Source organism: Paenibacillus sp. B-A-8 (assembly GCF_048572915.1).
GTDB lineage: Bacteria > Bacillota > Bacilli > Paenibacillales > Paenibacillaceae > Paenibacillus_AQ.
Window position 1 is genome coordinate 5,514,888 of sequence record NZ_CP183882.1, and the last position, 25,653, is coordinate 5,540,540.

Annotated in this window: 21 protein-coding genes; all 21 read right to left on the bottom strand. The window is 39.4% G+C overall.

Annotation, left to right across the window (positions count from 1 at the left end):
• Positions 1–40 precede the first annotated feature (40 nt).
• The 21 genes from ACN6MV_RS24910 to ispG all read right to left on the bottom strand — a co-directional run bounded on the left by ACN6MV_RS24910 (position 41) and on the right by ispG (position 25,565).
• On the bottom strand, positions 41–1,204 hold the full coding sequence (locus tag ACN6MV_RS24910; RefSeq protein WP_419885073.1) for a polysaccharide pyruvyl transferase family protein: 1,164 nt from the start codon (positions 1,202–1,204) through the stop codon (positions 41–43).
• Complete coding sequence (locus tag ACN6MV_RS24915) at positions 1,201–2,058, bottom strand: glycosyltransferase (protein WP_419885074.1); 858 nt, start codon at positions 2,056–2,058, stop codon at positions 1,201–1,203. Before ACN6MV_RS24915 ends, ACN6MV_RS24910 begins: the two co-directional genes overlap by 4 nt.
• The gene (locus ACN6MV_RS24920) at positions 2,058–3,308 is read right to left on the bottom strand and encodes an O-antigen polymerase (protein ID WP_419885075.1); all 1,251 of its coding nucleotides are present in this window, start codon (positions 3,306–3,308) and stop codon (positions 2,058–2,060) included. Before ACN6MV_RS24920 ends, ACN6MV_RS24915 begins: the two co-directional genes overlap by 1 nt.
• A complete protein-coding gene (locus ACN6MV_RS24925; protein ID WP_419885076.1) occupies positions 3,298–4,146 on the bottom strand; it encodes a glycosyltransferase family 2 protein in 849 nt (282 codons plus the stop codon). Before ACN6MV_RS24925 ends, ACN6MV_RS24920 begins: the two co-directional genes overlap by 11 nt.
• Positions 4,147–4,172: 26 nt before the next feature.
• Positions 4,173–4,976, bottom strand: a complete 804-nt coding sequence (locus tag ACN6MV_RS24930; protein ID WP_419885077.1) for a glycosyltransferase — start codon at positions 4,974–4,976, stop codon at positions 4,173–4,175.
• A 62-nt stretch (positions 4,977–5,038) separates the two neighbouring features.
• Positions 5,039–6,205, bottom strand: coding sequence for a nucleotide sugar dehydrogenase (locus ACN6MV_RS24935; RefSeq protein ID WP_419885078.1), 1,167 nt, complete (start codon positions 6,203–6,205; stop codon positions 5,039–5,041).
• 36 nt (positions 6,206–6,241) lie between these two features.
• Positions 6,242–6,988, bottom strand: a complete 747-nt coding sequence (locus tag ACN6MV_RS24940; RefSeq protein WP_419885079.1) for a glycosyltransferase family 2 protein — start codon at positions 6,986–6,988, stop codon at positions 6,242–6,244.
• The gene (locus tag ACN6MV_RS24945; RefSeq protein WP_419885080.1) at positions 6,981–7,703 is read right to left on the bottom strand and encodes a sugar transferase; all 723 of its coding nucleotides are present in this window, start codon (positions 7,701–7,703) and stop codon (positions 6,981–6,983) included. Before ACN6MV_RS24945 ends, ACN6MV_RS24940 begins: the two co-directional genes overlap by 8 nt.
• Entirely contained in the window at positions 7,696–8,823 is a 1,128-nt protein-coding gene (locus ACN6MV_RS24950) for a DegT/DnrJ/EryC1/StrS family aminotransferase (protein ID WP_419885081.1), read from the bottom strand. The genes ACN6MV_RS24945 and ACN6MV_RS24950 overlap by 8 nt, the downstream gene beginning before the upstream one ends.
• Positions 8,824–9,000: 177 nt before the next feature.
• On the bottom strand, positions 9,001–10,026 hold the full coding sequence (locus ACN6MV_RS24955) for a copper amine oxidase N-terminal domain-containing protein (RefSeq protein ID WP_419885082.1): 1,026 nt from the start codon (positions 10,024–10,026) through the stop codon (positions 9,001–9,003).
• Positions 10,027–10,028: 2 nt separating this feature from the next.
• The gene (locus ACN6MV_RS24960; RefSeq protein ID WP_419885083.1) at positions 10,029–10,709 is read right to left on the bottom strand and encodes a hypothetical protein; all 681 of its coding nucleotides are present in this window, start codon (positions 10,707–10,709) and stop codon (positions 10,029–10,031) included.
• A gap of 25 nt (positions 10,710–10,734) precedes the next feature.
• Positions 10,735–12,567 (bottom strand): polysaccharide biosynthesis protein, encoded by a 1,833-nt coding sequence (locus ACN6MV_RS24965; RefSeq protein WP_419885084.1) that lies wholly within the window; start codon positions 12,565–12,567, stop codon positions 10,735–10,737.
• Between the two features lie 41 nt (positions 12,568–12,608).
• Positions 12,609–13,295 carry a CpsD/CapB family tyrosine-protein kinase gene (locus tag ACN6MV_RS24970; RefSeq protein WP_339287833.1) on the bottom strand — a complete coding sequence of 229 codons (687 nt, stop codon included), beginning with the start codon at positions 13,293–13,295 and terminating at the stop codon, positions 12,609–12,611.
• Complete coding sequence (locus tag ACN6MV_RS24975) at positions 13,276–14,055, bottom strand: YveK family protein (RefSeq protein WP_419885085.1); 780 nt, start codon at positions 14,053–14,055, stop codon at positions 13,276–13,278. The genes ACN6MV_RS24970 and ACN6MV_RS24975 overlap by 20 nt, the downstream gene beginning before the upstream one ends.
• Before the next feature lie 125 nt (positions 14,056–14,180).
• On the bottom strand, positions 14,181–16,205 hold the full coding sequence (locus ACN6MV_RS24980) for an S-layer homology domain-containing protein (protein WP_419885086.1): 2,025 nt from the start codon (positions 16,203–16,205) through the stop codon (positions 14,181–14,183).
• A gap of 137 nt (positions 16,206–16,342) precedes the next feature.
• Positions 16,343–17,125: a tyrosine-protein phosphatase gene (locus ACN6MV_RS24985; protein ID WP_042130637.1), complete on the bottom strand. Its 783-nt coding sequence runs from the start codon at positions 17,123–17,125 to the stop codon at positions 16,343–16,345.
• 102 nt (positions 17,126–17,227) lie between these two features.
• Positions 17,228–17,896: a ribosome biogenesis GTP-binding protein YihA/YsxC gene (gene yihA, locus ACN6MV_RS24990; RefSeq protein ID WP_042130640.1), complete on the bottom strand. Its 669-nt coding sequence runs from the start codon at positions 17,894–17,896 to the stop codon at positions 17,228–17,230.
• Positions 17,897–17,908: 12 nt separating this feature from the next.
• Positions 17,909–20,272 (bottom strand): endopeptidase La, encoded by a 2,364-nt coding sequence (lon, locus tag ACN6MV_RS24995; protein ID WP_419885087.1) that lies wholly within the window; start codon positions 20,270–20,272, stop codon positions 17,909–17,911.
• 293 nt (positions 20,273–20,565) lie between these two features.
• The gene (lonB, locus tag ACN6MV_RS25000; RefSeq protein ID WP_375103864.1) at positions 20,566–22,275 is read right to left on the bottom strand and encodes an ATP-dependent protease LonB; all 1,710 of its coding nucleotides are present in this window, start codon (positions 22,273–22,275) and stop codon (positions 20,566–20,568) included.
• A 1,357-nt stretch (positions 22,276–23,632) separates the two neighbouring features.
• On the bottom strand, positions 23,633–24,304 hold the full coding sequence (locus tag ACN6MV_RS25005) for a type IV toxin-antitoxin system AbiEi family antitoxin domain-containing protein (protein ID WP_419885088.1): 672 nt from the start codon (positions 24,302–24,304) through the stop codon (positions 23,633–23,635).
• A 133-nt stretch (positions 24,305–24,437) separates the two neighbouring features.
• The gene (ispG, locus tag ACN6MV_RS25010) at positions 24,438–25,565 is read right to left on the bottom strand and encodes a flavodoxin-dependent (E)-4-hydroxy-3-methylbut-2-enyl-diphosphate synthase (RefSeq protein ID WP_036685055.1); all 1,128 of its coding nucleotides are present in this window, start codon (positions 25,563–25,565) and stop codon (positions 24,438–24,440) included.
• Positions 25,566–25,653 lie beyond the last annotated feature (88 nt).

The window sequence follows — 25,653 nt, forward strand, 5'->3', positions numbered from 1 at the left end:
ACCATACTGACATAACTAAAACATCAATGACATAAAACTATTATTTCAAAAAATAATCTAATTTCAAAAAATGATTTTCTGCTTGGCTCTTAATATGTACTAAATCAGGAAATTGATAAGCATCAATTATATCCACATAACTCATATCGAGAATATCCTTTATATAGAAATATTTCCCTTTAAATTTCGTATCTACGATTACATTCTTCATTTTCTCACTGTAAATAATAGGAATCACCTTTTTTTGATATATCCAGCCTAAAATCATTGCATGAAATCTAGTTGCAATTATTACTTTGCATTTTAAATAAGCCTTTAAAAAGTCGTTTATATTCGTCGAATAATTAAATGTTTGAATATAAGCTTTATAATCATCTGGTATATCTTCAAGAATATTATTTATAGAATTATAATCCCCTTCAGAAGAACAAAAAGAAAAAAGCGCAACTCTTTCATTATTACTAATACAGTCAATAATTAATTCTCGTATCTTTTTTTCATAAGCTGTTCTATACTCCACTAATAGTTCTCTACCAGATAAATCAATAATCGAAAATCCAATATATACATTCTCATTCTCACTTTTCAACTCATCGTTTTCATAACCAAATATTATGTCAGGAGAATACCTAACATTTTTAGAATTTGAAAATAATCCATAAGAATATTCATCTCTAAAACTGACATCTAACAAATCTGCCTGTGCTGTAGAAAATAACTCTTTATAGGCCAGATAAAATGACTCTTCATAAGTCTTTTCAAAATTACATCCCAGAATAAAGACAGGTTTATTTTTTTCCAAAAACGAATTTATCATTTTTGAATTTTTCTTAAAATGATTTCCATCTTCATCTATGAATATTGAACCTCCAATTTTAACAAGGGCATCATACTTTTCTACACTTATATTCCTTCCTAAGTAATAGTCTCTGATAGATTCTATTTTCATTAATTTAAGAAATATAATGTATAATAGCGCATTAATTATTCTTTTCCATAAAGGATTTACAATAACTAAAACATTTTTGTGTTTTCTAAAAGCCTGCTTATACTTTTTATTCCCTCTGAAATAAAAAAAATGGTTAGGGTACCTCTGAAATAAAACCGTCATAAATAAATCATCACCAAGATTATAATTAATATATGCGTCCACATATACCTTTTTCGTTTGAATCACGCCTTCCCGTTTCTTATTAATCTTCAAATTTTAATCAATTTACCCTTGAAAAGTTTTTTAAACCCCTTTTTATTTATCACAGAATAAAAAGTGACTTTTATAACATAGAGAAGATATCTAACTTTATTTATTGATTCTTGAAAAATGTTATTATTTTCTGCAATTTTATATTTTCTCAAAGCCTTTGTATTATTAAGATAGATACTAAAGTTATTATTCAATACATTTAAATACATCCTATATATCTTTTCCTTTGTATCAACTAGACTCGTTGTTCTTGAAATTTCATTAATTCTATAAAAGAATAAAATTTCATTTATCCTATATATGTACTTTTTCTCAGATAAAAACCTTATCCAAAAATCCCAATCCTCTAGACCAAAGTTCATATTTTCATTAAAACCAGAAGTTAAAGAAAAATCCGATTTTCTTACCATAGAGGAAATAAATAAACAATTTTTACACAAAAGTTTTTTATAACTAAAATTCTCGATCCACCATATTTTTTGATCTTTCCCGAATCTCCTTGCAAAACAATATACTAAGGCGACTTGTTCATACTTTTCCAAAATTTCAACTGCTTTATTTATATAACATGTATCAATTAAATCATCATCATCAATAAAAAAAAGATATTTCCCTGTGGCCATTTGAGCACCAAAATTTCTAGCATAAGAAACGCCATGATTATTAATATTGTAAAGTTGCAACCTATCAATTTTCAAATTATTGATTGTATTAATTGTCTCTAAATTATTAGATCCATCATTAACAATTATAATCTCAATATTTTTATATTCCTGAGTTTTAATAGAGTTAATTGTGTTTAGTAAATTTTTGTTACTGTTATAACAAGGTATAATTACACTAACTAATGGCATTACTTTCTCCTTTCTCCTTTATCCTTTTTAGTAATAAATAATTTATCAATTATATAAACAAACACTGGAAACAACCAAAAGAACGTTTGCCTTCCAATCCAGTCAAAAAAAGATAAATACAATGCACTATTCAATATGCAATATATACTTAATAATCCAATATTCATTCTCGACTTTAATTTTATATAAATAATATTTAATACTAAAGAAAACACAAAGATCATAAAGATACTTCCAAAATACCCAAAATCAATATACAAGGAACCGAATAATGTGTAGACGTTTGTATCAAAGAATCCGAGATTTATAGTTCCTATACTGGGATATTCTAAAACTTTACGTAAAAAAGGAGTGAATGTCATTATTCCATAACTATGTGTTATATTGGAATCTAGCAAAGTCAAAAATGCAAGAGTAGGTCCAAAAAAATAAGTAACTACCTTGTAAATTAATACACTATCTATTCCTGGAATTCGACTTTCCTGCATATCATAACCTCTTTGATTACTAATAATGTTCAGTAGTAAAATCACAGAAATTCCAATTAAGATTAACATCTTATTATTTTGTTTCGTATTCTTTCTTTCAACTTTTGGAACAGTATATATCGTTAATATTGAGACAATAAAAATCACATCTAAAAAAAATGCGAATTTCGAGAACGTTAAAGTAGAGTGGAATAATGCTAAAATAATTGAAATTATTAAAAACATATATTTCTTTGCACTTTTATAGTAAATAGCTGACAATATGACACCTAATTCACTAAAGTAGTTAAGAAAGTTCGTGATAATATTTTGAAATAAACCACTTTCTTTTGATAGATATCTAAATCTTAGGGACTGCGCATCTCCAAATATCGAATTAATATCTCCACCTAATTCAAAAAAAACTGATAAATCATAAATTATTTGAAAAAAACGCGCAATAATACATATTATCAAAATTAATTTAATATTTTCTAGTTGAGTAGGTGTAGAACCTAATAAAACAATTCTTTTATCAGGAAACTTCTTTAAAAGTATGAATGTTGGTAATATAAAACTTAGGAACGCAACCACAAAATATAGAAAACTTGAAAAACTAAACTCGAATATTGTAAATACATTAAAAACTATAATTCCCCATAACAACATGAAGAGTGAAACCGGATTAAAAAAATCACCATATAATTTACTGAAGATTAATGAAATAATTATAATAATAAAAACTACTATAATATTATTAAAAATAAACATATCATTTATCATGCAACTCACCTAATATTCCAGTTTTTACACCTTTTATAAAATATAAGTATTTATGTAAACTTTCTTTTTCAAATGCTATTTTAATAAAATCTATTAATAAACTCATAATTTTAGAATATATTAAAGTTAATTCTTTATATTCTTTCATCATATATATCATGTTTCTTGTCCTATAAAAAGTTCTAATCGGCTTTTGATTATATAAATGAAATTTAACAGGACCTATAGTAATCCTTGTGATATCTCCCATACTATGTTCTAAATCTATCCCATTTATCATAAATATCTTGTAGTTATTTTTTATTAGTCTAAAACAATATTCATTATCTACTTGATCAATAAAATAATGTTCCTTAAATCCTTTTAATTCCGAGAAAATTTTCATATTTAAAAATGATCCTGAACTAATCACTTCATTAACTTCTTTTTCATTCCATTCACCTGGAATTTTTATTTCATTAAGATTAATATCAATATAGTTAGTGCCCAGCATTCCTATTTTATCTGTATTATTTTTGTTTACAAATTCTTTATACTTCTCCAAAAGTTCAGGACCTATATTCGAATCTTGATCCATGGTTAACACCCAGTCGAAATTCATGCTAGCTAAACATTCTATTCCTTGATTAAGCGCTCTTGCTATTCCTAGATTTTCCTTATTTTCTATAAGTATCACTTTTTCATTTTTGATAATATCCTCATACAAAATCCAATTATTTGCATCTGTATTATCAACGATTATAATTTTTTCAATATTGAAATCCAAAATCAAATTATTAATCAAATTCAAAAATCTCTCATTAGGAAAATATGTTACAACCACAGCACCTGACTTCATGTTTCACCCCATATAAATAAACAAAATCATATTTTTTTGCCATAAAGAAAGTCTAATAAATAGACTATAGAATTATAATGGTACTCCCGTTTCTTGCTTTTTTTTATAAGCGAAGTAGTTACATGCTCTTTATGTAAAATTTCAATATCACTTCTGAATCTCACTTTCAGATTCATTCGTCTCATGTTTTCACCAAGAAATATCTCTTCTCCAAATAAGAAAGAGTTGAATTTTATATCCCCTCCACTTTCAAAATATCTCTTATTGATAATCATAAAAGATCCATGAGGTGCATAAATATCCATCTCATTCTGACTTTCTACAGTTTTTTCTAACTTTATTTTCACTTTTCTCAATATATTGAAACAGCAAAACATAATTGGATTTTTAAACATTATTCTTCTTGCTGTCAAATACCTTTTGCTTGGTCGTTCTAATAAAAAGGGATTTTGATTTTTCTTAGTAAAAACACTTACAATTTTCGGTGCAATGCCTCCTATGTTCTCATCGTCAGTAGCATTCATTGTACTAAATAAATCTTTACTAGTAATTTCTATATCTGTATTGGAAAGCACAATCCATTTTGGATATTCACCTTTCCAGAGAATATATTTCTCTAATCCAAATTGCATACCGCCAAAATACCCCAAGTTCTCATTTGTGTATTCCACTAATAAATTAGGAGAACTATCGATATTTAATTTTTCATTAATTGTACAGTTATTTACGATTACAACATCAACATTATTAAATTCGGATAAAATTGAGATAGCGCATTTTATAGTTTCCTGATCATTTTTATAGTTTACTAATATAATTACAGCTTCCATAACATAATCTCCCTATTTATTTCAAATCACACATATTCTCTAAAAACTTTATTTAAAGAAAACTAATCTCTACTAAACAAATCTCTAGTATAAACCTTATGTCCTACTTCTCTTATTTCATCTGATAATCGATTCGCTACTATTACATCTGACATTCTCTTGAACTCACTCAAATCATTAATTATTTTAAGATTATTAAAGTGATTTTTGGAAACTGATGGTTCATAGATAACTACTTCAATGCCTTTTTCCAATATTCTTTTTATAACCCCTTGAATAGCTGATTGCCTAAAATTATCCGAATCTTTTTTCATTGTAAGTCTATATATTCCTACAATTTTTGGATTTCTTTTTTTAATCATCTCAGCTATATGTTCCTTCCTAGTTATATTAGCATCAACAATTGCAGCTATTATGTTATTAGGAACATCTGAATAATTTGCAAGTAGTTGTTTCGTATCTTTAGGTAGACAATAGCCCCCATAACCAAATGACGGATTGTTATAATGAGTACCTATCCTAGGATCTAATCCAATTCCCTCAATAATTTGCTTTGTTTCTAAGCCTCTTATCTCTGCATATGAATCCAGCTCATTAAAAAAGGCAACCCTCATTGCAAGATATGTATTAGCAAAAAGTTTTATTGCTTCTGCCTCAGTAGAATTTGTAAATAATAATGGTATATCAGTACTGATGGCCCCTGAAACTAATAGTTCAGCAAACTTCTCAGCTCTAATTGACTGTTCTCCCACAACAATTCTAGATGGATATAAATTATCGTACAATGCCTTACCTTCTCTTAAGAACTCTGGACAGAAAATAATATTATCGGTTTTGAATTTCTCCTTCATTTTTTCAGTATAACCCACCGGAATTGTCGACTTAATCACCATAGTTGCATATGAATTTATAGATAAAACATCACTAATAACTGCTTCTACATTTCTTGTATTAAAATAGTTTTGGTCAGGATCATAATTAGTAGGTGTAGAAATGATAATGTATTCTGCGGATTTATAAGCGTCATATATATTTGTTGTTGCTGTTAAATTTATATTTTTTGTTGCCAAAAACGATTCTATTTCACTATCACTAATTGGAGATATTCTATTATTAATCATATTAACTTTTTCTTGAACAATGTCTAGAGCAATTACTTCATTATGCTGGGCTAATAAGATAGCGTTTGATAAGCCAACATACCCTAATCCCACGACGGTAATTTTCATATTGTACCTCCAATTTTACTGCCTATTATAATTGGTTTAAAAATAGTGTTTTTTAATTGCGTTAATTCCATAAAAGGGAAAATAGTAAAGACATTTATAAATCGGTAATCTTTCCACTCTTCTGCAATTAATCCAATGATTCTTAAACGCTTCCCATTTATTATTTGATATTGATCCCTCTACCTTTCTGTAATACGCTAAGCTTACATTCAATCCTGATGCTATATGTCCTCCCCTGAGTATTTTAGCCCAAGTCATAGAATCATGGTCTTTCTTAACATTAACCAATCTAATATCGCCAATAATATCAGTATTGACCATTACTGTAAGCGTACCAATAATTGTGTTCTTCATAAATTGTCCATAATTGAGAGTCGAGGGAACTTTTATATTTTTTGTATTCTTTCCTCTTAGTATTTCGTATGCCGTGAAAGAAAAGCCAATCTTTCCTTCAACCATAAATATTAATTGTTCTTCTAATTTATTGGGTTTCCACATATCATCAGAATCCAAAAATGCTATGTATTTTCCTTGTGCTTTTTCCAAAGCCTTATTTCTCGCTTCTGCCGCCCCTGAGTTCTCCTGTAATCTAAAATATTTAATTCTTGGATCGTTATATTCTTTAATTATTCCAGCAGTTTTATCTGTTGAACAATCATCTACTATCAGCATTTCCCAGTTTTGATGTGTTTGAAATAAGACGCTGTTAATTGTATCCCGTATATATAATTCCGAATTATATACTGGCGTAATTATCGAAACTAATATTTCAGTGTTATTCATTATTTCCTCCTACTAAAAGAACCGATTCTCCATATCTCTCTGCTTTTTTTAACCCTTTAGTATGGACCTCATCGTTAATCCTTCCATTCCTTAGCAAATAATCGCCTAAATCTTCAGCAGTATCCATCCCTTCCATTGTTATACCTTCTCTTTTAAATACATTAATGACTGTTAGGAACAATATTTTAAAATCATTAATAAAAGTAATAGAATCAATATATTCAAGATCATATATTAGCTTAGCTTCCCATGAGATGTTATTCCTACCTTTAATTTGCGCCAGTCCTGTAAGACCCGGCATTACGCTGTGCCTTACTCTTTGATCTATGGTCATGAACATCATATCTTTAATAAGCTGAGGTCGTGGACCTACAATACTCATGTCTCCCCGTACAATATTCCATAGTTCTGGTAGTTCGTCTAAACTTGTAGAACGAAGAAATCTTCCAAATGGTGTAATTCGCAAGCTATCAGATAGTAATTGACCATACTCATCACGTTCATCCGTCATTGTCCTGAACTTGTACATATTAAAAATCTTCTCTTCTATTCCTGGACGCTTCTGAGTGAATAATACTGGTCCACCTAACTTAAGCCTTATCAATATTGCTAGAATAAGAAGTATTGGACTAAGTAATATCAGCGCAATAGATGAAAGCAATAGATCTTGTAGTCTCTTAAAATATTTTTCATATAATCCTTTTTTATTAGTCATTCCACTTCCACAACCCCTTAATCACTGTACACACTCGTTCCAGGTCTATATCAGTCATTTTTGTGTCAGACGGTATACAAATGCCATTTTCAAACAATTGCTCTGATACTTTTCCTCCAATATAATCATATTTAGAAAAAAAAGGTTGAATGTGCATCGGTTTCCAAACTGGTCTCGATTCGATATTTTCTTGTTCTAATGCTAGCATGACATCGAGTGGTCTTACGGCACCAGTTAATGTTAAACAACTCAGCCAGCAATTCGGGTCATTCCAGTCATTTATTGGCATGAACGAAACACCCTCTAAGTGACTGAGTTCCTTTTGGTAATAATTAAATATGTATTTTTTCTTTGCCACACGTTGTTCCAGCACTTTTAGCTGTCCTCTACCAATTCCCGCTACAATATTACTCATTCGATAGTTGAAGCCCAACTCACTATGCTGATAATGTCTAGCCTGCTCTCTCGATTGTGTGGCCCAGAATCTAACCTTTGAAATTTGCCTTTCATGATTTGAAACGAGCATGCCGCCCCCGGAAGTAGTGATGATCTTATTTCCATTAAAAGAGAAGATACCGTACTCTCCAATGGTCCCTGTATGTTGTCCCTTATAATAAGTACCCAGCGACTCTGCGGCATCCTCTATTAAAGGGACGTTATATCTATTACAAATCTCCATAATTGCATCCATATCAGCTGATAGCCCATATAGATGTACAACTATTACTGCTTTTACATCAGGATATTTTATAAATGCCTCCTCTAAAGCCAAAGGATCCATATTCCATGTTTCTAAATTACTGTCTATAAACACTGGGACAGCATTTTGATAAATAATTGGATTGGCTGTTGCGGAGAACGTTAATGATTGACAAAATACAACATCTCCAGAACCAACCCCAACAGCTTTGAGTGCTAAGTGGATAGCGGCAGTGCCTGTCGTAAGTGCTGCCGCTGCCATGCTCCCCACCTTTGCTGTTAACTCATTTTCAAACTCATTGACGTTTGCACCTAGAGGTGCTACCCAATTGGTGTCAAATGCTTCTTTGATATACTCCATTTCGTATCCTTCATCACTCATATGTGGTGAAGAGAGAAATATCTTATTTCCACTTGCCATTCCTCACAACTTCCTTCCCAGAGAAAACCTCTTAATAATATTTCACAAACTAAACCATTCTATTTCATTAATAGAGTTAAACACTCTACATATCAATTCAACTTTACGTTTGTAATAATTCGTTCTCTTTGCCTAGGAGAGGTCTTTCTGAGGGTTTAGGAGCGCCTTTATTTCAATCTATTTAGACATTCCCTCAGCAATTTCCTTACCCAATTGCAGCTGTGATTCAAATTCACTTCTATATTGACTAATGATTGCTGTGCTATATCCATTACTGTTCAGTTTTTGTTCAGTGTCGGCAACTATACTATTGAAGCTAGCAGTAAACGCTGAAAGTTGTTGTACACCTTTAGCCTTAATACTCTTTTTACTCGCTTCATCTTTTGCTCCGAGATACTCTAACGCAATACTCATTAATGTGGATTGGCTTTGATCTTTAAGTGCAGTAAGTTTGGCTTCCGTTTCACTAGTAATGGTTTCATAAGAAACCTTTCCAGTACCCGCAGTACCACCACCAGCTGTACCAGTTGAATCCGTAGGTGCAGGTGTCACTACTGGAGATGGGTCCTTGCCATTGTTACCAGTCGAACTATTAGTGCCGCCTTGCTCTTGATACGCCTTAGAAGCAGCAGTAATGGTTTTCGTCTTCTGATCCCAGCTAATGTTATGACCTACAGATTCCGATAAAAAACGTAGAGGTACATATAAAGAGCCATTTAGGATAAAGCTGGATTGCCCAGTAGGCAATGCCTTAGTTGCACCGTTAAATACATAACTTGCCTTCACTTGATTGAGTACAAGATTCTTAGATACTGCTAAAGCACTATTTCCGTTGGTTGCATTCATTAGGTACTCTTTAATCACTACTAGCTCTGATTTGCTAGGCTCTGCTACAGTAACTTTAACGTTTTTAGCATCCCAAGCTACACTCTTTTGCAACGCATATGACATAAAGCGTAATGGAACATAAGTTGTATTGTTGTACATGAATACATATTGACCTGAAGGCGTCCCAATACTTGCTCCATCAAAAATCATATTCACGTTCATACTTTGTACTTTGACCGTTGTTGTTGCCGTCTTAGTTGTTGTACTAGGTACCGCCGCTGCTGATACGGAAATAGGCGCGGATGCCGTTAAGGGTGCTAACCCTATTGAAGCTATTAACGATAGAGCTATGACTGGTAGCGTTGCTTTAGACATACTTATTCACTTCCCTTTTCTTTCGCTTTTAATTGTTCTTCTTCTTTAAGGACTTGATCACGTGTCTTCCCTTGACTCACGCCATACTTCTTAGCAACCTGTGAAAGCTCATTATATTGTTCTTCGGAAACCTTACCGAGGATGATACTGCGTGCTTCCCTTTTCTCGTCAATGGTTAAGCCACCTTTGGCCAAATCTTTTAGACGATTAATATCAGACACACTTAGTTGACTGAGCACAATAGCAGCTACGTCAGCTTTATCCTTCATCGTTACATTCTCTTGAATTTCTTTAGCTTTATCTGTTGAGACCTGTGCCGTATAGCCATCTGAAGAGCTATCTTTCGAATCTGTTGATGGGGCTTTCGTAGGTTCACTAGTGTTAGAAGCTGTCGAATCTTTGCCAGTTTCCTCAGTACCTTTGTTTGCCTTATCATCTGTTGATGGACCAGGTGTTGCAGAAGCCACAGGTTCAACATCAACATCCACCACTTTATCTTCGGGCGCGGTTCCTTGATCTTGACCTCCGCTAACATTACTCTCAGACTCAAGATCAAAACTATCCACCATTGAATTCATCAGCTTATCCACAGCATAATTAGCAGCGAACAGACCACCTACACCCAGAATTACAATGATTGACAGCGTCCATAAAAGGATCTTTTTCCATCGTTTGTTGAACACTAATGTATCCCCCTTTATGAATGAATTAGCTGATAGCAACTTGAGCAACGGGCTGCATCGGTACAATCTGATTAATCACTTCACGTATAACTTCAGGTTCTTCAGCGAGAACACGTTCCAAGCGTTTAAATTCCAGTTCTAGCTGATTCAGACTTATCACATTAGGTCTACCGATAAAGATTCTTCCGTGATCTGTAGAGCCTAGATTTTCTTCTTCCGTCAGTAACTCTTCATATAACTTCTCGCCCTCACGAATGCCGGAGAACTGAATATCAATATCCCTATAAGGCTCATAACCAGAGAGAGTAATTAAATCTTCCGCTAATGTTAGAATCTTAACCGGTTCTCCCATATCCAGAATGAACACTTCTCCGCCTTTGGCAAAAGAACCAGACTGGATTACAAGCTGAACTGCCTCTGGAATCGTCATAAAATAACGGACCATTTCTGGATGAGTAACCGTGACTGGACCACCAGCAGCAATCTGCTGTTTAAAGGCTGGTATTACACTTCCGCGACTGCCAAGCACGTTCCCAAAACGCACAGCGGAGAACTTCGTTTGACTTGTGGTATGCAGACTCTGCACATACATTTCAGCGATTCTCTTAGTTGCACCCATCACACTTGTTGGGTTAACTGCTTTATCCGAAGAGATCATTACAAATCTCTCCGCACCATACTTATCTGCGCAATCCGCAACATTCCTTGTACCGAAGACATTGTTCTTAATGGCTTCCGAAGGGTTACGCTCCATCAATGGAACGTGTTTATGTGCTGCCGCATGAAAGACAACATGTGGGTGATTGCTACTGAATACGTCCATCATCCGACTGCGATCCTGCACATCCGCGATTACGGTAACAATATTCAGATCCGGATATTTCTTGCGCAGCTCCATCTCAATCGTATAAATGCTGTTCTCACCGTGTCCAAGCAGCATTAACTTGTCCGGACCAAAAGGAGCGATTTGCCGACAAAGTTCTGAACCAATAGAACCACCAGCACCCGTAACTAACACAGTCTTATGATGGACATACCCTAGGATACTGTTCAAATCCGCTACAATCGGCTCACGGCCTAGTAAATCTTCAACACTAACATCCCGCAGTTTCTTAACCGAAATTTTCCCGGCAATCAGATCGTTAAGCGCCGGTATAATCTTTAGCTTGGCCCCTGTCTTCTTCGCCAAATTAATAATTTCAGAGATTTCAGTACGTGAAACGGAAGGCATGGCGATAATAATCTCATGAATTTCCCGTTCTTTCACAATAGCGGGAATCGCGTAACGATTTCCTAACACGGGCACACCCAATATAGACATATGATATTTATTGATACTATCATCGATGAAACCTACCAGCTTCGTATGAGCAAAAGACGGACCCATCATTTCCCGAGCAATTAGTATTCCACAATCGCCTGCACCAACAATAAGTGTATGTGTCTGAGTATCTTTATAATTGATTCGATCATTATGGAGCACTCTCCACAAGAATCGAATCCCACCAACTAACACAAGAACAGTCTCCATAGTCCGAACTTCTATTGCTAAAGGTACCCGTTCTGGCAATATAAAATATGCTGCTGCAAATGAGAGTATTGACCCTACTACAATCGCTTTTGAAACGGATATGATCTCACCAATGCTGGCATATTGCCACATTCTTCGGTATAAACCGAAATAGATCAGACTACCACCGAATGCAACCGTTGCAATCACACCAAATTGCAGCATCTGTACAACATAATCCTGGATAGGATGATTAGGATACCGAAACAAATAGGATGTTATAATGCTGAACCAGATGATTGCAAGGTCAATAAAGAATAAAAGAACTACTCTAGATTTCGCTGTCATTTTCAGTGCCTCCAAAAACAACATTATTGTTAAAGAACAAATCAATTTCCATAGTAGTAGTAATAGTAACCTTCGCTGGCTTTACGTTTAACATTATTGAGAACCACGCCAAGCATTTTTGCACCTACGCGATCGAGGTTAGCTTTTGCTTTTACAGCAATATCCCGTTTTACCTTGCCATAGCTGACGACCATAATGACACCATCACTCTTGGAAGCCATGATCTGCGCATCTGTAACCGCCAATAATGGTGGAGTATCAATAAGAATGATATCGTAACGCTGACGTAAGTCCTGCAAGAGCGTACTCATCCGATTAGAAGCCATCATTTCCGCAGGGTTGGGTGGAATCGGTCCTGAGGTCATAATGGAAAGATTAGGAACACCAGAATCTTGGACAGTGTCCTCAAGAACCGCCTGCTGAGACAGTAGTGACGATAAACCGAAACGGTTACTAAGCGAAAAAGTCTTATGTGCTGTCGGTTTCCGCAAATCCGCGTCAATCAACAATACCTTCTTATCTGCCTGTGCATAGGCTGCCGCTAAATTCGCTGATACCGTAGATTTACCTTCCTCAGGTCCGGATGAAGTTACCATAATTACTTGAATAGTCTCATCCACAGAGGAAAAATCAATATTCGTGCGCAGCGCGCGAAATGCTTCAGATACAGGGGAGCGAGGGTTCGTAACGGTAATCAGATGACGTTGTTTATTTGGCAGCTGTGACATGTTCGAGTTCGCCCGCCTTTCTGGATGTTTGCATCTGTGCCTGAGTTGCGCCTTGTTTACTTTCTTCTGAACCCAATCTAGTAATCATAGCTATCGTTGGCAGACCAAGATATTTCTCAATATCTGCTTCAGTCTTCAGCGTATCGTCCATGTATTCCAGCAAGAAAGCAATCCCTAAACCAATCATTAAGGAAACGATGAAAGCTATAGCCATATTCATTAAGACATTCGGTTCTACAGGTCTTGGCTCATTAAGTGGATTCACTTTGGCCTCATTCAGAATCGATACGTTCTCCACGTTAAATAGGTTAGGAATCTCGTCCTTGAATACAAGTGAAATGGCATTCACGATTTCAGCGGCTCGCTGATACGAATTATCTCGAACGACAAGTGTCATCACCTGCGTATTATTGACAGAGCTCACATTAACCTTCTTCAACAGCTCTTCTGCAGTAATATTGAACTGCGGATAATCCCTAGTAACAATATCAAGGATCGCTGGAGTCTTAATAATTTCCTTATACGTATTAATTAATTGAATATTAGTATTAATCTGATTCAAATCAAGCTGCGCTGCTGCTGACTGAGTCGGAGTCTGGTTAACAATAATCTTAGTGGATGCTTCATACACCGGATTCTTAATATACAGACTGTACACACCAGCAACACCGCACACCAAAACAACTATGCTAACAATCAGCCATAGTCTCTTCCTGACGATCTGAAAATAATCGCGAAGATCCAATTCTTGTGATGACAAGTGTAATTACCTCCAAGCTATTTCTGAAATATTTCGTTACAATATTCGAACACTTCTCGATTGGCAAAAAAGCGCCTCCTCTCACCTACATGAGAGGAGGCTGTATTCTATACTTTTAAATTTATTTACTTAAAGTTAATGGTACGGTAGATAATTACTGCTGCTTCAGCACGAGTAGCTGTATCGTTCGGGTTGAACTTACCAGCATTTCCGATAACCAAGTTATGATCTGCTGCGAATGCTACGCCATCTCTCAAAGATGCGCTGATCTTAGCAGCATCGGAGAATTGGCTAATTGCCGTTACATTTGTTGTTGCAGCTGGATTCATAGATTTCACTGCGCGGGAAATCATTGTTGCCATCTCTGCACGTGTGATAGTTGCATTAGGATCGAACTTGTCCGCACTGCGGCCAGTAATGATTCCTTTTTCTGCTGCAACAGCTACATATGGTGCATACCAAGCCGCCCCACTTACATCGCTAAAACTTTGTACGGCTGAATTGTTCTCCAGGTTAAGCGCACGAATCAGCATTTTAGCGAACTCTGCACGAGTTACATTGCTCTTCGGTGCGAATTTACCTTCGCCTACGCCTTCAATCGCGCCTTTTGCAGCTACGACTTGAATTTGTTTGCCAGCCCATGCTTGTACACTAGCAATATCCGTAAAGTTTACTTTATTCTCAAGCACTGCATAGGAAGAGAAGGTATCACGCGGTTCTACGATGAACTCTCCTATAAGTACACCACCTTGGAATTGCAGGCTGCCGTATACAAGCTTCGCTACGGACAGTAATTCTTTATCAAGACCCTCAGTGTTCTTAAGCGGAAGTTTGATGGTGATTGGTTGTTTGAATGTGCTTGTTGCTACACCATCCACACTAAGTCCGAATTCATAAACATCCGAAGCCAATTTCAATTGCGTAACGGAAGTTACGACTTCTGGTTTAGCAGTTGTTACAGTCAATGCAATCGCTGTGCTGAACTGACTTACAGGAATCGTTACGGTTACGCCATTAAAGGTTACTGCGATATTTGCAATTCCATTAGTCTTAGCTGCTTCAACAATAGCTTTGGACAATGGAACTTCAACCGTAGGCGCAGTGATCGTGCCAAGATTCAATGTCAGCGTAAGGGCAGTTCCTTCTTTGCCGGCAGCTTTAGCTGCAGCAGCAAGATTAGCCAATGCATTGATTGTATCGGTATCTACCAATTTCACAGTTGCTTTACCATCTACTACTTGTACCAGTTTAGATACATCGTAAGTAGCAGCAGCAGTCAATTTCTGATCCACTGTTAGTACAGGTGGAGTTGTTATGGAACTGGAATCGGAAGTTCCTGGATTAGGTGGATTAGTTGGTGTAGATGTTTTTAGATAGGCGTTATAGTAAGCCTTCGCCAACACTAAAGCGGCTGCTTTTTCATTAGTAAGTGTGGATTCAACATTGTTTTTGGTTGCTGCAATCATCTCTTTAGTAATCTTAAGTTCTGCAAGAGATGCTCTCAAGGAATAGTTCGCAGTACCAATGGTGCTGTCGAGAACAAGAGTCTTCACTTTATTAGCCAATTCACTGTTCGGATGAATAATAAGGTCAGCCAGCTCCGATTCTGATTTTCCTTTTAGCAAGTTGATTAGCTGCTGTTCAACACCGTTTGAACCAAAGATGAAGCTGTACACTTCTTCAACCGAAAGATCTGTAACACCGGCTTGTTCACCGATCTTCTTCAGTAGTGCTTGATAAGCATCATAATTAGGGGATTTCAGAATATCTGTAACTGCGGATAAATCCGGAGTATAGATAGATGATACTACTTCTAAATAGAGATCAAACAATGTAGTTATTTCTGCATCGCTAAGCTCAAGTTGAGCCAGAACAGGTGCGAAATCTGCTTCCAGTTGTCCACGTGAAAGGCCTTGAAGCTCAGTACGGAAATCACGAAGCGTCTGCTTATCAGCATCAGTAAGTGTGCTATAAAGCTTCGTTGCACGCTCCTTCAAGCTTGCAAAATCCGAGCTAGTCGCTGCAGATGCAGTTCCAACGATTCCAAACTGATTTGCTAATCCTTTGCTGCTGAGCGGAAGACCCGCTACGGATGCTGCTACCATACTTGCTGCTAATGTCGATACTACTAGTTTCTTTTTCAAAGTCACTAAATATCCACCTCTTTATATGTATTTAAATCCATTTTATTACTATAGTCCTAGACTATTTCACCTTATGTCTACATTATTACGTATATCAACGATTCACCCAATAAAACCCATTCTACCACTATTAGGTAGATTAGTCAGCCCTTTCGGGAAAAAATGCCAAACAATTTGTGTCTATTCCTCCTTTTTTGTACGTGATTACCATGATTAACCTCACCATTTGCCACAATTTGCTGAGAGTTCTCGCGCATATAGTCGCGCATCTCAGGACCTAATTCTTTCTCTAAAACCACATAAGCAGCATTTAGTCCAAAAGGACGATGAACACTGTCATGTGCATCAGAGGCCAACACATGTACTGCATTTCTACGACATAACTCCAGGGATAGCTTCTGAAGTTTATTCCCGAAGACGCCTGCAAGACTTTGTGCGGTTACCTGACCTAGTGATCCTAGCTCTATCAATCTTTCTAACTTAGAAGGATCGGCAGCTACCTCAGCATTACGCTCCGGATGAGCAATGACCGGAACGAATCCTTGAATGATCAACTCGTGACAGATTTCTTCCATGTTGCGTGGGACTCGTGAAGAAGGCATTTCTAGCAAAATATACCGCGAGTCTGCAAGACTTAGCAGTTGCCCCCGCTCCAGATCATCCAGTAAATCCCCGTACACTCTAATTTCCTGACCTGGAAGAACAAGCAGTGGATTTCCATGCTGATGAAGTTTCTCATTCATCAATTCCACTGCTTCTCTTATACTGGAGGCATTATTCATATATTGACCGTTGGCGTGATGTGGTGTGGCAATGACGGAAGTAATCCCGTCTCTGTAGGCGTCATGCGCCATGGCGAGAGCGGATTCCCAATCAGCGGCTCCGTCATCCATAAAGGGTAAGATGTGGCAATGGATATCTTTCATATGTTATCTATCGGTCCCTTCTCACAGAAAATTTAGTTTTAACGGCAAAAAAAACAACCATTCCCAAAAGGAACGGTTGCTTGATTGTAAATGAGTTCTGTCTTAAGCTTCAGTAGATTCTTCTTGCTGAGGTTCAATTGCATCTATTTCAGCATCCTCAGAATCTGGAGTTTCATCCTTCGAGGAAAGAACATACCCGTCGATTAAGCCCCAAAGTTCTTCTTTACCAAGGCCAATCTCTGAAGAGAATGGAATGAAATTATCCCCTGGCAGCACGCCAAGCTCCTGCTTCATGATCTTAATATGCTTTTGCCAGCGAGTCTTCGGAATCTTATCCGCCTTTGTCGCTACTACACACATAGGAAGATCATAATGCTTCAACCAATCGAACATCATCTTATCATTACTGGTCGGCGGATGACGTAGATCCACGATGAGCAGAACAAGCTTCAACGTATCGCGCTCAGAGAGATATTTCTCCACCATCTTGCCCCATGTTGCACGTTGCGTCTTCGACACTTTAGCATATCCGTAACCTGGAAAGTCAACAAAATACATGCTGTCTTCATTGATACGGTAATAGTTCATATGCTGGGTCTTACCTGGGGTGGAGCTTGTCCGAGCCAGATTCTTGCGGTTAATCATTCGGTTAATGAGGGAGGACTTCCCTACATTGGAGCGCCCTGCCAGAGCAACCTCTGGCAAAGCATCATCAGGGTATTGATCAGGGCCAACGGCACTGATTATAAATTCGGCAATATTAACTTTCATAGGACTTCCTTTCTAATGCACACTACTCGGTGGCTCACTGCTAATTTCATTATGATGCTCTACTAATGCATGATGCAAGACCTGATCCATAGTAGATACTGGTATGAACTCCACATCATTACGCACGCTCTCTGGAATTTCTTTTAGATCACGTTCATTGTCTTTTGGAAGAAGGATCTTTTTATATCCGGCACGGTGTGCAGCGAGAGACTTCTCTTTCAGTCCACCGATCGGCAACACGCGTCCACGCAGGGTGATCTCACCGGTCATGGCTACATCCTTCGAAACATAACGCTTCGTGAGTGCGGAGATCAACGCGGTAGCAATCGTAATCCCTGCAGATGGGCCATCCTTCGGAATCGCACCTTCAGGAATGTGAATATGAATATCAATCTTCTCATAAAAATCGGGCTGGAGCCCCAGCTCCTCCGCCTTCGAACGTGTATAACTGAAAGCAGCCTGCGCCGACTCCTTCATTACATCGCCCAGTTGTCCAGTAAGTGTCAGCTTGCCCGTTCCCTGCACAACCGTCACTTCGATCAGCAGTGTATCGCCACCAACCTCAGTCCAGGCCAGCCCAGTTACTGTACCAATCTGGTCTTCGAGCTCTGCCATACCGTAACGGTATTTCGATGCACCTAAGTAATCCTTGATGTCATCCGGCAGAATGACCACACTTTCTTTTTCCTTAGACACAATCTGTTTCGCGGCTTTGCGGCATAACGCTGCAATCTGCTGCTCCAAATTACGCACTCCGGATTCACGGGTATATTCACGCACGATACGCAATAAACTGTCATCCTCGATGATCAGTTGATCTTCTGCAAGACCGTGATTCTTCTTCTGCTTCGGCAAAAGATAACGGCTGCCAATCTGCAATTTCTCCAGTTCTGTATAACCCGGAATGAACAGCATTTCCATCCGATCTAGTAGCGGACGCGGAATATTATGCACCACATTTGCGGTAGTCACAAACATAACGTTCGACAAATCAAACGGTAGCTCGACGAAATGGTCACTGAACGTATTGTTCTGTTCTGGGTCCAATACCTCAAGCAATGCCGAAGATGGATCTCCCCTGAAATCTGCAGCCATCTTATCAATTTCATCTAACAGGATAACCGGATTAATCGTACCTGCCGTCTTCATCCCTTGGATAATTCGGCCTGGCATTGCACCGACATAAGTCCGGCGATGACCACGGATTTCCGCTTCATCACGCACACCGCCAAGCGAAATGCGAACGAACTTACGATTGAGTGAACGGGCGATGGAACGAGCCAGTGAGGTTTTGCCCACACCTGGAGGCCCTACAAGACATAATATCGGACCTTTTAACTTCTTCACCAGCTGTTGAACGGCTAAATATTCCAATACTCGCTCCTTTGGTTTTTCCAAACCGTAGTGGTCCTCATCGAGTACCTGTTCTGCCTTCTTGATGTCAAGGTCATCCTCTGTCTGTTCATTCCAAGGAAGCCCCAGCAGCCAATCCACATAATTGCGAATTACGCCGCCTTCCGCTGAGCTTACTGGCATTTTTTCCAGACGATCGATTTCCTTCTCCATCTTCTCTTTTACACGTTCCGGCAAATTCTTTTCTTCCATTAGAGTCCGCAGCTCTTCCGCTTCTCCCACTCGACCTTCCTTCTCACCGAGTTCTTTCTGGATCGCTTTCATTTGCTCGCGCAAATAATATTCCTTCTGCGTCTTCTCCATCTGCTTCTTCACACGTTGATTGATCTTGCGTTCAAGCTCCAGCACTTCACGCTCATTATTAAGAATATCAAGAAGCTTCTCCAGCCGTTTACTAACATCAATCGTCTCTAGAATTTCTTGCTTATCCTTAATCTTTAGCGATAAATGACTCGTAATGACATCCGCAAGGCGACCGGGCTCCTCAATATCGGATACAGCAGCCAGTGTCTCTGGTGTCACTTTTTTGGATAACGTTATATAGTGTTCGAACTGATTAAGTACTGTACGCATCAGCGCATCACACTCTTGATCGCTATCTTCTTCTTCTGGTAGCTCGCGCGCCATGACCTCATAATACTCATCATTATCGATATAATTAATAATTTCGGCTCGTTCTACACCCTCAACCAGTACACGAATCGTACCGTTTGGCAGCTTCAGCATTTGTCGCACATTCGCAACAGTACCGACCCGAAAAATATCGTCCTGACCAGGCTCTTCAATATTCACTTCCGACTGTGAACAAAGAAGAATCAAATTATCTTCAACCATAGCTTTTTCTAGTGCCCGAACTGACTTCTCACGGCCCACATCCAAGTGAAGAACCATGCTTGGGTACACAAGAAGACCTCTTAGCGGTAATAAAGGAAAACGACGACCTTTTGTTTTATTTGTCATCATCGCTTTCGCACCTCCCATGGCTCTCAATTAATCTCATATGAATTCATTCTAACAAAAGCAGCCCCAAAACACCAACAAAGTACTTGCAATTTAAGAATAAACAACCTTATTATCCTTAAAAAACAGCAACGTTTCTCAAAGAAATGTAAGGATTATGGAAAGTGTGAATCTATATTTTAAAAAAGGAAGCAGCAGACACACCTGCAGCTCCCTTTATTTTACAGCGGTAAGTCTCGATTTACTCGTCCACAACTCAATACAACCTAGCTCACATTTGAAGTTATAATTTAAGCTTAGCCCTTTGCAGATTCCCCAGCGGCATCAGCCTTCAGCAGTGAAGGTGCTGCAGAGAATAGCTCGCCGGCTACTGCAGGAAGCCTTACATCTGCTGTATCGGCACCAAACAGATGACGGAACACTTCTTCCACCGTTTCCATAGGTATGACTCGTAGAGGGGCGAGATCAGCGAATAAGGACTGCCAGTTTTCTTTTGGAATAAGCACCGTAGTAGCTCCCGCTTGAAAAGCAGCCTCCACCTTCGCAATTACACCACCAACAGGCTTCACGCGGCCATGAATGCCTATCTCACCAGTGATCGCTACGGTATTATCCACGGGCAGACCACGAATAGCGGAGACGATAGCCACGGCCATCGCAATTCCTGCTGAAGGTCCATCAATCGGTGTACCCCCAGGGAAGTTGACATGCAGATCATAACGGTCCGGCTCCAGATTCATGGTGCGCAGTACGGTCAATACATTCTCAACCGAGCCTTTGGCCATACTCTTTCTCCGAATCGTGCGAGAACCTCCACCGATCTCTTCCTCATCTACTACTCCGGTTACGTTCAGTCTACCTTGACCATTCTGCGCAGGCGCTGCGGATACCTCGATTTCGAGCAAGGTGCCCATTCCTGGTCCATACACTGCGAGCCCATTAACTAATCCAATCTGAGGCGCCGAAGGAATCTTGCGTTCTGTACGAAGTGGAAGCTGGCTACTGCCTGCTACCCATTCTACATCAGCAGCGTTTAGCGTATCTCTTTGCTCAGTTAGCGCTAATCCAGCTGCGAGCTGAATCATATTAACCGCCTCCCGGCCATTTGTTGCATATTGCTGCACTACAGTGACAGCATCCGGGCTTGGCTTCAGTCCGATCTTCTGTATCGCGTCACGCGCGATGACTGCAATCTCATCCGGCAATAGCGGACGGAAATAAATCTCCATGCAGCGTGAGCGCAGCGCGGGAGAGATCTCATCCGGGGAACGCGTAGTAGCGCCAACTAACCGGAAATCAGCCGGTAAGCCATTTTGAAAAATATCATGAATATAAGCCGGAGTATTATTATCCTCCGAATTATAATATGCGCTCTCTAATAGCACCTTCCGGTCCTCCAGCACCTTTAAGAGCTTATTCATCTGAATGGGGTGAAGCTCACCGATCTCATCCAGAAAGAGAATCCCGCCATGCGCCTTCGTCACCGCTCCCGGCTTCGGTTGTGGCACACCCGCCACGCCCATAGCTCCGGCGCCCTGATAAATAGGATCATGCACCGATCCGATTAACGGGTCGGCAATACCACGCTCATCAAAACGAGCGGTTGTGGCATCGATCTCTGTGAATTTGGCGTCACTTTTAAAAGGGGAAAGAACATTTTTTTTCGCCTCTTCCATGACTACACGCGCTGCGGCAGTCTTGCCAACTCCTGGCGGACCATAGATAATCACATGCTGCGGGTTAGCGCTACATAGTGCGGCCTTCAGGGCGCGCAGCCCGTCTTTTTGTCCGACAATATCTCCAATAGAAGCCGGCCTAGTTTTCTCCGACAATGGTTTGGTCAGTGAAATCATTCGCATTTTTCGAAGTTTATCCAATTCCTTGCGCGACTCTCGTTCTACCGCTGTCTTATTTGTCTTTTGACCCCGCAGCAGATTCCAAAAGTATACGCCGATAACCAGCGCGAAAAAGAGCTGCACGATCATCACAACTATACTTAATTCCATAGGTCATCCTCCTGTTTCGTTCAGTCTACCTTTCCACCTTTGGCTACTATTAGGTAGTATAGCCGTTTCGGTAATTAGTAAACGCACAATTGAGGATTTGTTGAATTGAGTATCTCCATGCGCCGAATTCGCTTAGTACGCAGAGTATCCTTTGGCTTGGAATGGGGATGCCATTGCTGGCTTACCGACAATTGCGGAAATCCTCCCTGATTATTCGTTATATATGCCCTCTACGCTGACAATTGTGGAATTTCTCCCTGATTATTCGCTCAGAAGGGCTCAAAATGTGGAAATCGCCCATTAATTAGGGAGTTTTTCCGCAATCTAGCCCATTTCGAGCAATATCAAGCATAGATCAGGGAGAATTTCCCTAATTAGTTGGCGTCCATCGGTATCCAAACTTTGCTCCATTCATCACACTCACTAAGCACGCAAAGTAACCTTTTGATGGGTAAGTACCTTGATTACTCTACAGCCCTCGGTAACCAAACTTTGCTCCATTCTCCACACTCGCTAAGCACGCAAAGTAACCTTTTGATGGGTAATTACCTTGATTACTCTACAGCCCTCGGTATCCAAAATTCGCTCCATTCATCACACTCACTAAGTACGCAAAGTAACCTTCAGATGGGTAATTACCTTCACTACTCTACAGCCCTCGGTAACCAAACTTTGCTCCATTCTCCACACTCGCTAAGCACGCAAAGTAACCATTAGATGAGTAAGTACCTTGATTACTCTACAGCCCTCGGTATCCAAACTTTGCTCCATTCATCACACTCACTAAGCACGCAAAGTAACCTTTTGATGGGTAAGTACCTTGATTACTCTACAGCCCTCGGTATCCAAACTTTGCTCCATTCATCACACTCACTAAGCACGCAAAGTAACCTTCAGATGGGTAATTACCTTCACTACTCTACAGCCCTCGGTATCCAAACTTTGCTCCATTCATCACACTCACTAAGCACGCAAAGTAACCTTTTGATGGGTAAGTACCTTGATTACTCTACAGCCCTCGGTATCCAAACTTTGCTCCATTCATCACACTCACTAAGCACGCAAAGTAACCTTTTGATGGGTAAGTACCTTGATTACTCTACAGCCCTCGGTATCCAAACTTTACTCCGTTCATCACACTCGCTAAGCACGCAAAGTAACCTTCAGAACAGTATGCCGATTGCCGATAATTGGGGAAATCCTCCCTGATTATTTGCTCAGAAGGCTCAAAACGTGGAAATCGCCCATTAATTAGGGAGTTTTTCCGCAATCTAGCCTATTTCGAGCAATATCAAGCATAGATCAGGGAGAATTTCCCTAATTACTTGTCACTACTTCACACTTTGCTACATTCTGTTCAATCCCAATAATAAAGAACATCACGTGCCAGTTTATACTCAACATTTTTGACACCAACTCCCCTTCTTACTGGAGCCAGCCAGCCTTTTTCGCATAAATTAACTAACATCGTTCGTACAGTCTTGGGATCTAACCCAAAGTAATCTGACACATCTTTTGGACGCACTGTCCCAGCTTTACGGACAACTAAACGGATAATTTCCTTCTCAGCGAGTAGAAGTCTACCGCCCGGTACACTAACAACCTGATGTCGACTTAGCGCCATAGTCAGCAATGTGATGCATAAATCAGGCCGCTCGTTCACATCATCATAGGCAAATGAAATTACTTGGTACCCCATCCCGTACAGGAAAGTTTCACGATTCAGCTCATTGCTATACTTTTGTCGGTCCATGTCTCGTACATGTGCTGCATAACCCTTGATCTCGAACAACAGCTTCACTGGTCCTGGCAAATACGCAAAGTCAGCAAAGTATGATCGTCCGCGCCAATCCAGCACCTCATACTCCGGATGCAGATCCTTGAAGTCCCCACGAAGTGGCCACCATACATTCTGCAAAAACATTTCTTCGGCATGACGATGTCCTCTCTCCAACCTTCCCCGTCTTTCACCTGTCCTGCTTGTTAGATGTTGCGCAATAAATGCTTCATGGGCTTGTTCATAATTCATTCGATGTTCCCCCTATATAATTAATTTCACGCAAAAAAAGAACGCCCCGTTCCCACCACCGGATAAACCGGGGTGTAACAGGGCGTTCTTCGCCACCTATTATTAACGAATCATAAATTCGTAAAAGACCAGATTACTTCGATTGCACAGGAGGTGCAAGATTAGCGTGTGCACGGCCTGGAATTTCACCAGTTGCCTCATACGCCACAACAATCGCATCAATTTCCTTCTTCAGCTCGTTCACTAGTTCCGCTTCAGGGACTTTACGAATCATTTGTCCGTAACGGAACAACAAACCTTCCCCACGGGCACCAGCAATACCGATATCTGCTTCACGTGCCTCACCAGGACCATTAACGGCGCAGCCAAGCACGGAAACTTTAATAGGCACCTTAAGCTTCGAAATGTATTCTTCCACCTCATTAGCGATGGAGAAAAGATCGATATCCAGTCGGCCGCAAGTTGGACAAGAGATCAGCGTTGCCGCGTTAGAGATCAGACCAAAGGTCTTCAGCAGCTCACGCGCTACCTTCACTTCTTCCACTGGGTCAGCGCTAAGCGAGATACGCAGGGTGCTGCCGATGCCCATAGAGAGCAGTGCACCAATACCCGCGGAGCTTTTTACTGTACCGGCAAACAAGGTGCCGGATTCAGTAATCCCGAGGTGCAGCGGATAAGGAATGACTTCCGCAGCCTGACGGTAAGCTTCGATGGCCATAGGCACATCGGATGCTTTTAGCGAAACGATAATGTCGTGGAAGTCCAGCTCTTCCAGAATGCCAATATGGTATAACGCACTTTCTACCATAGCTTCTGGAGTCGGGTATCCGTATTTCTCCAAGAGATGATTCTCCAAAGAACCGGCGTTTACACCAATCCGAATCGGAATTCCTTTTTCTTTACAAGCTTTAACTACCGCTTCTACCTTCTCCCGACGACCGATATTGCCCGGATTAATCCGTACTTTATCGATGCCGTTCTCAATAGCCATCAGCGCGAGCTTATAGTTAAAATGAATATCCGCTACGAGTGGGATATGAATCTGCTTCTTGATCTCCTTAATCGCGGCGGCTGCCTCTTCATTGTTGACAGTAACGCGTACCAGTTGGCAGCCTGCTTCCTCAAGCCGTAAAATTTCGGCTACAGTAGCCTCCACATCAGCTGTTTTGGTTGTACACATGCTTTGAATCGCAACCTCGTTGTTTCCCCCAATAATGAGCCCGCCAACATTGACAGGACGGGTTTGGTGTCTCAAGAACATGATTTTTCTCCCCCATAACGCCAAAGCTCCACCCCTTCGCAACCGCTAGTGAAGCGGGATAAGCGGAAGAAAGGTGGAGACAGTGACA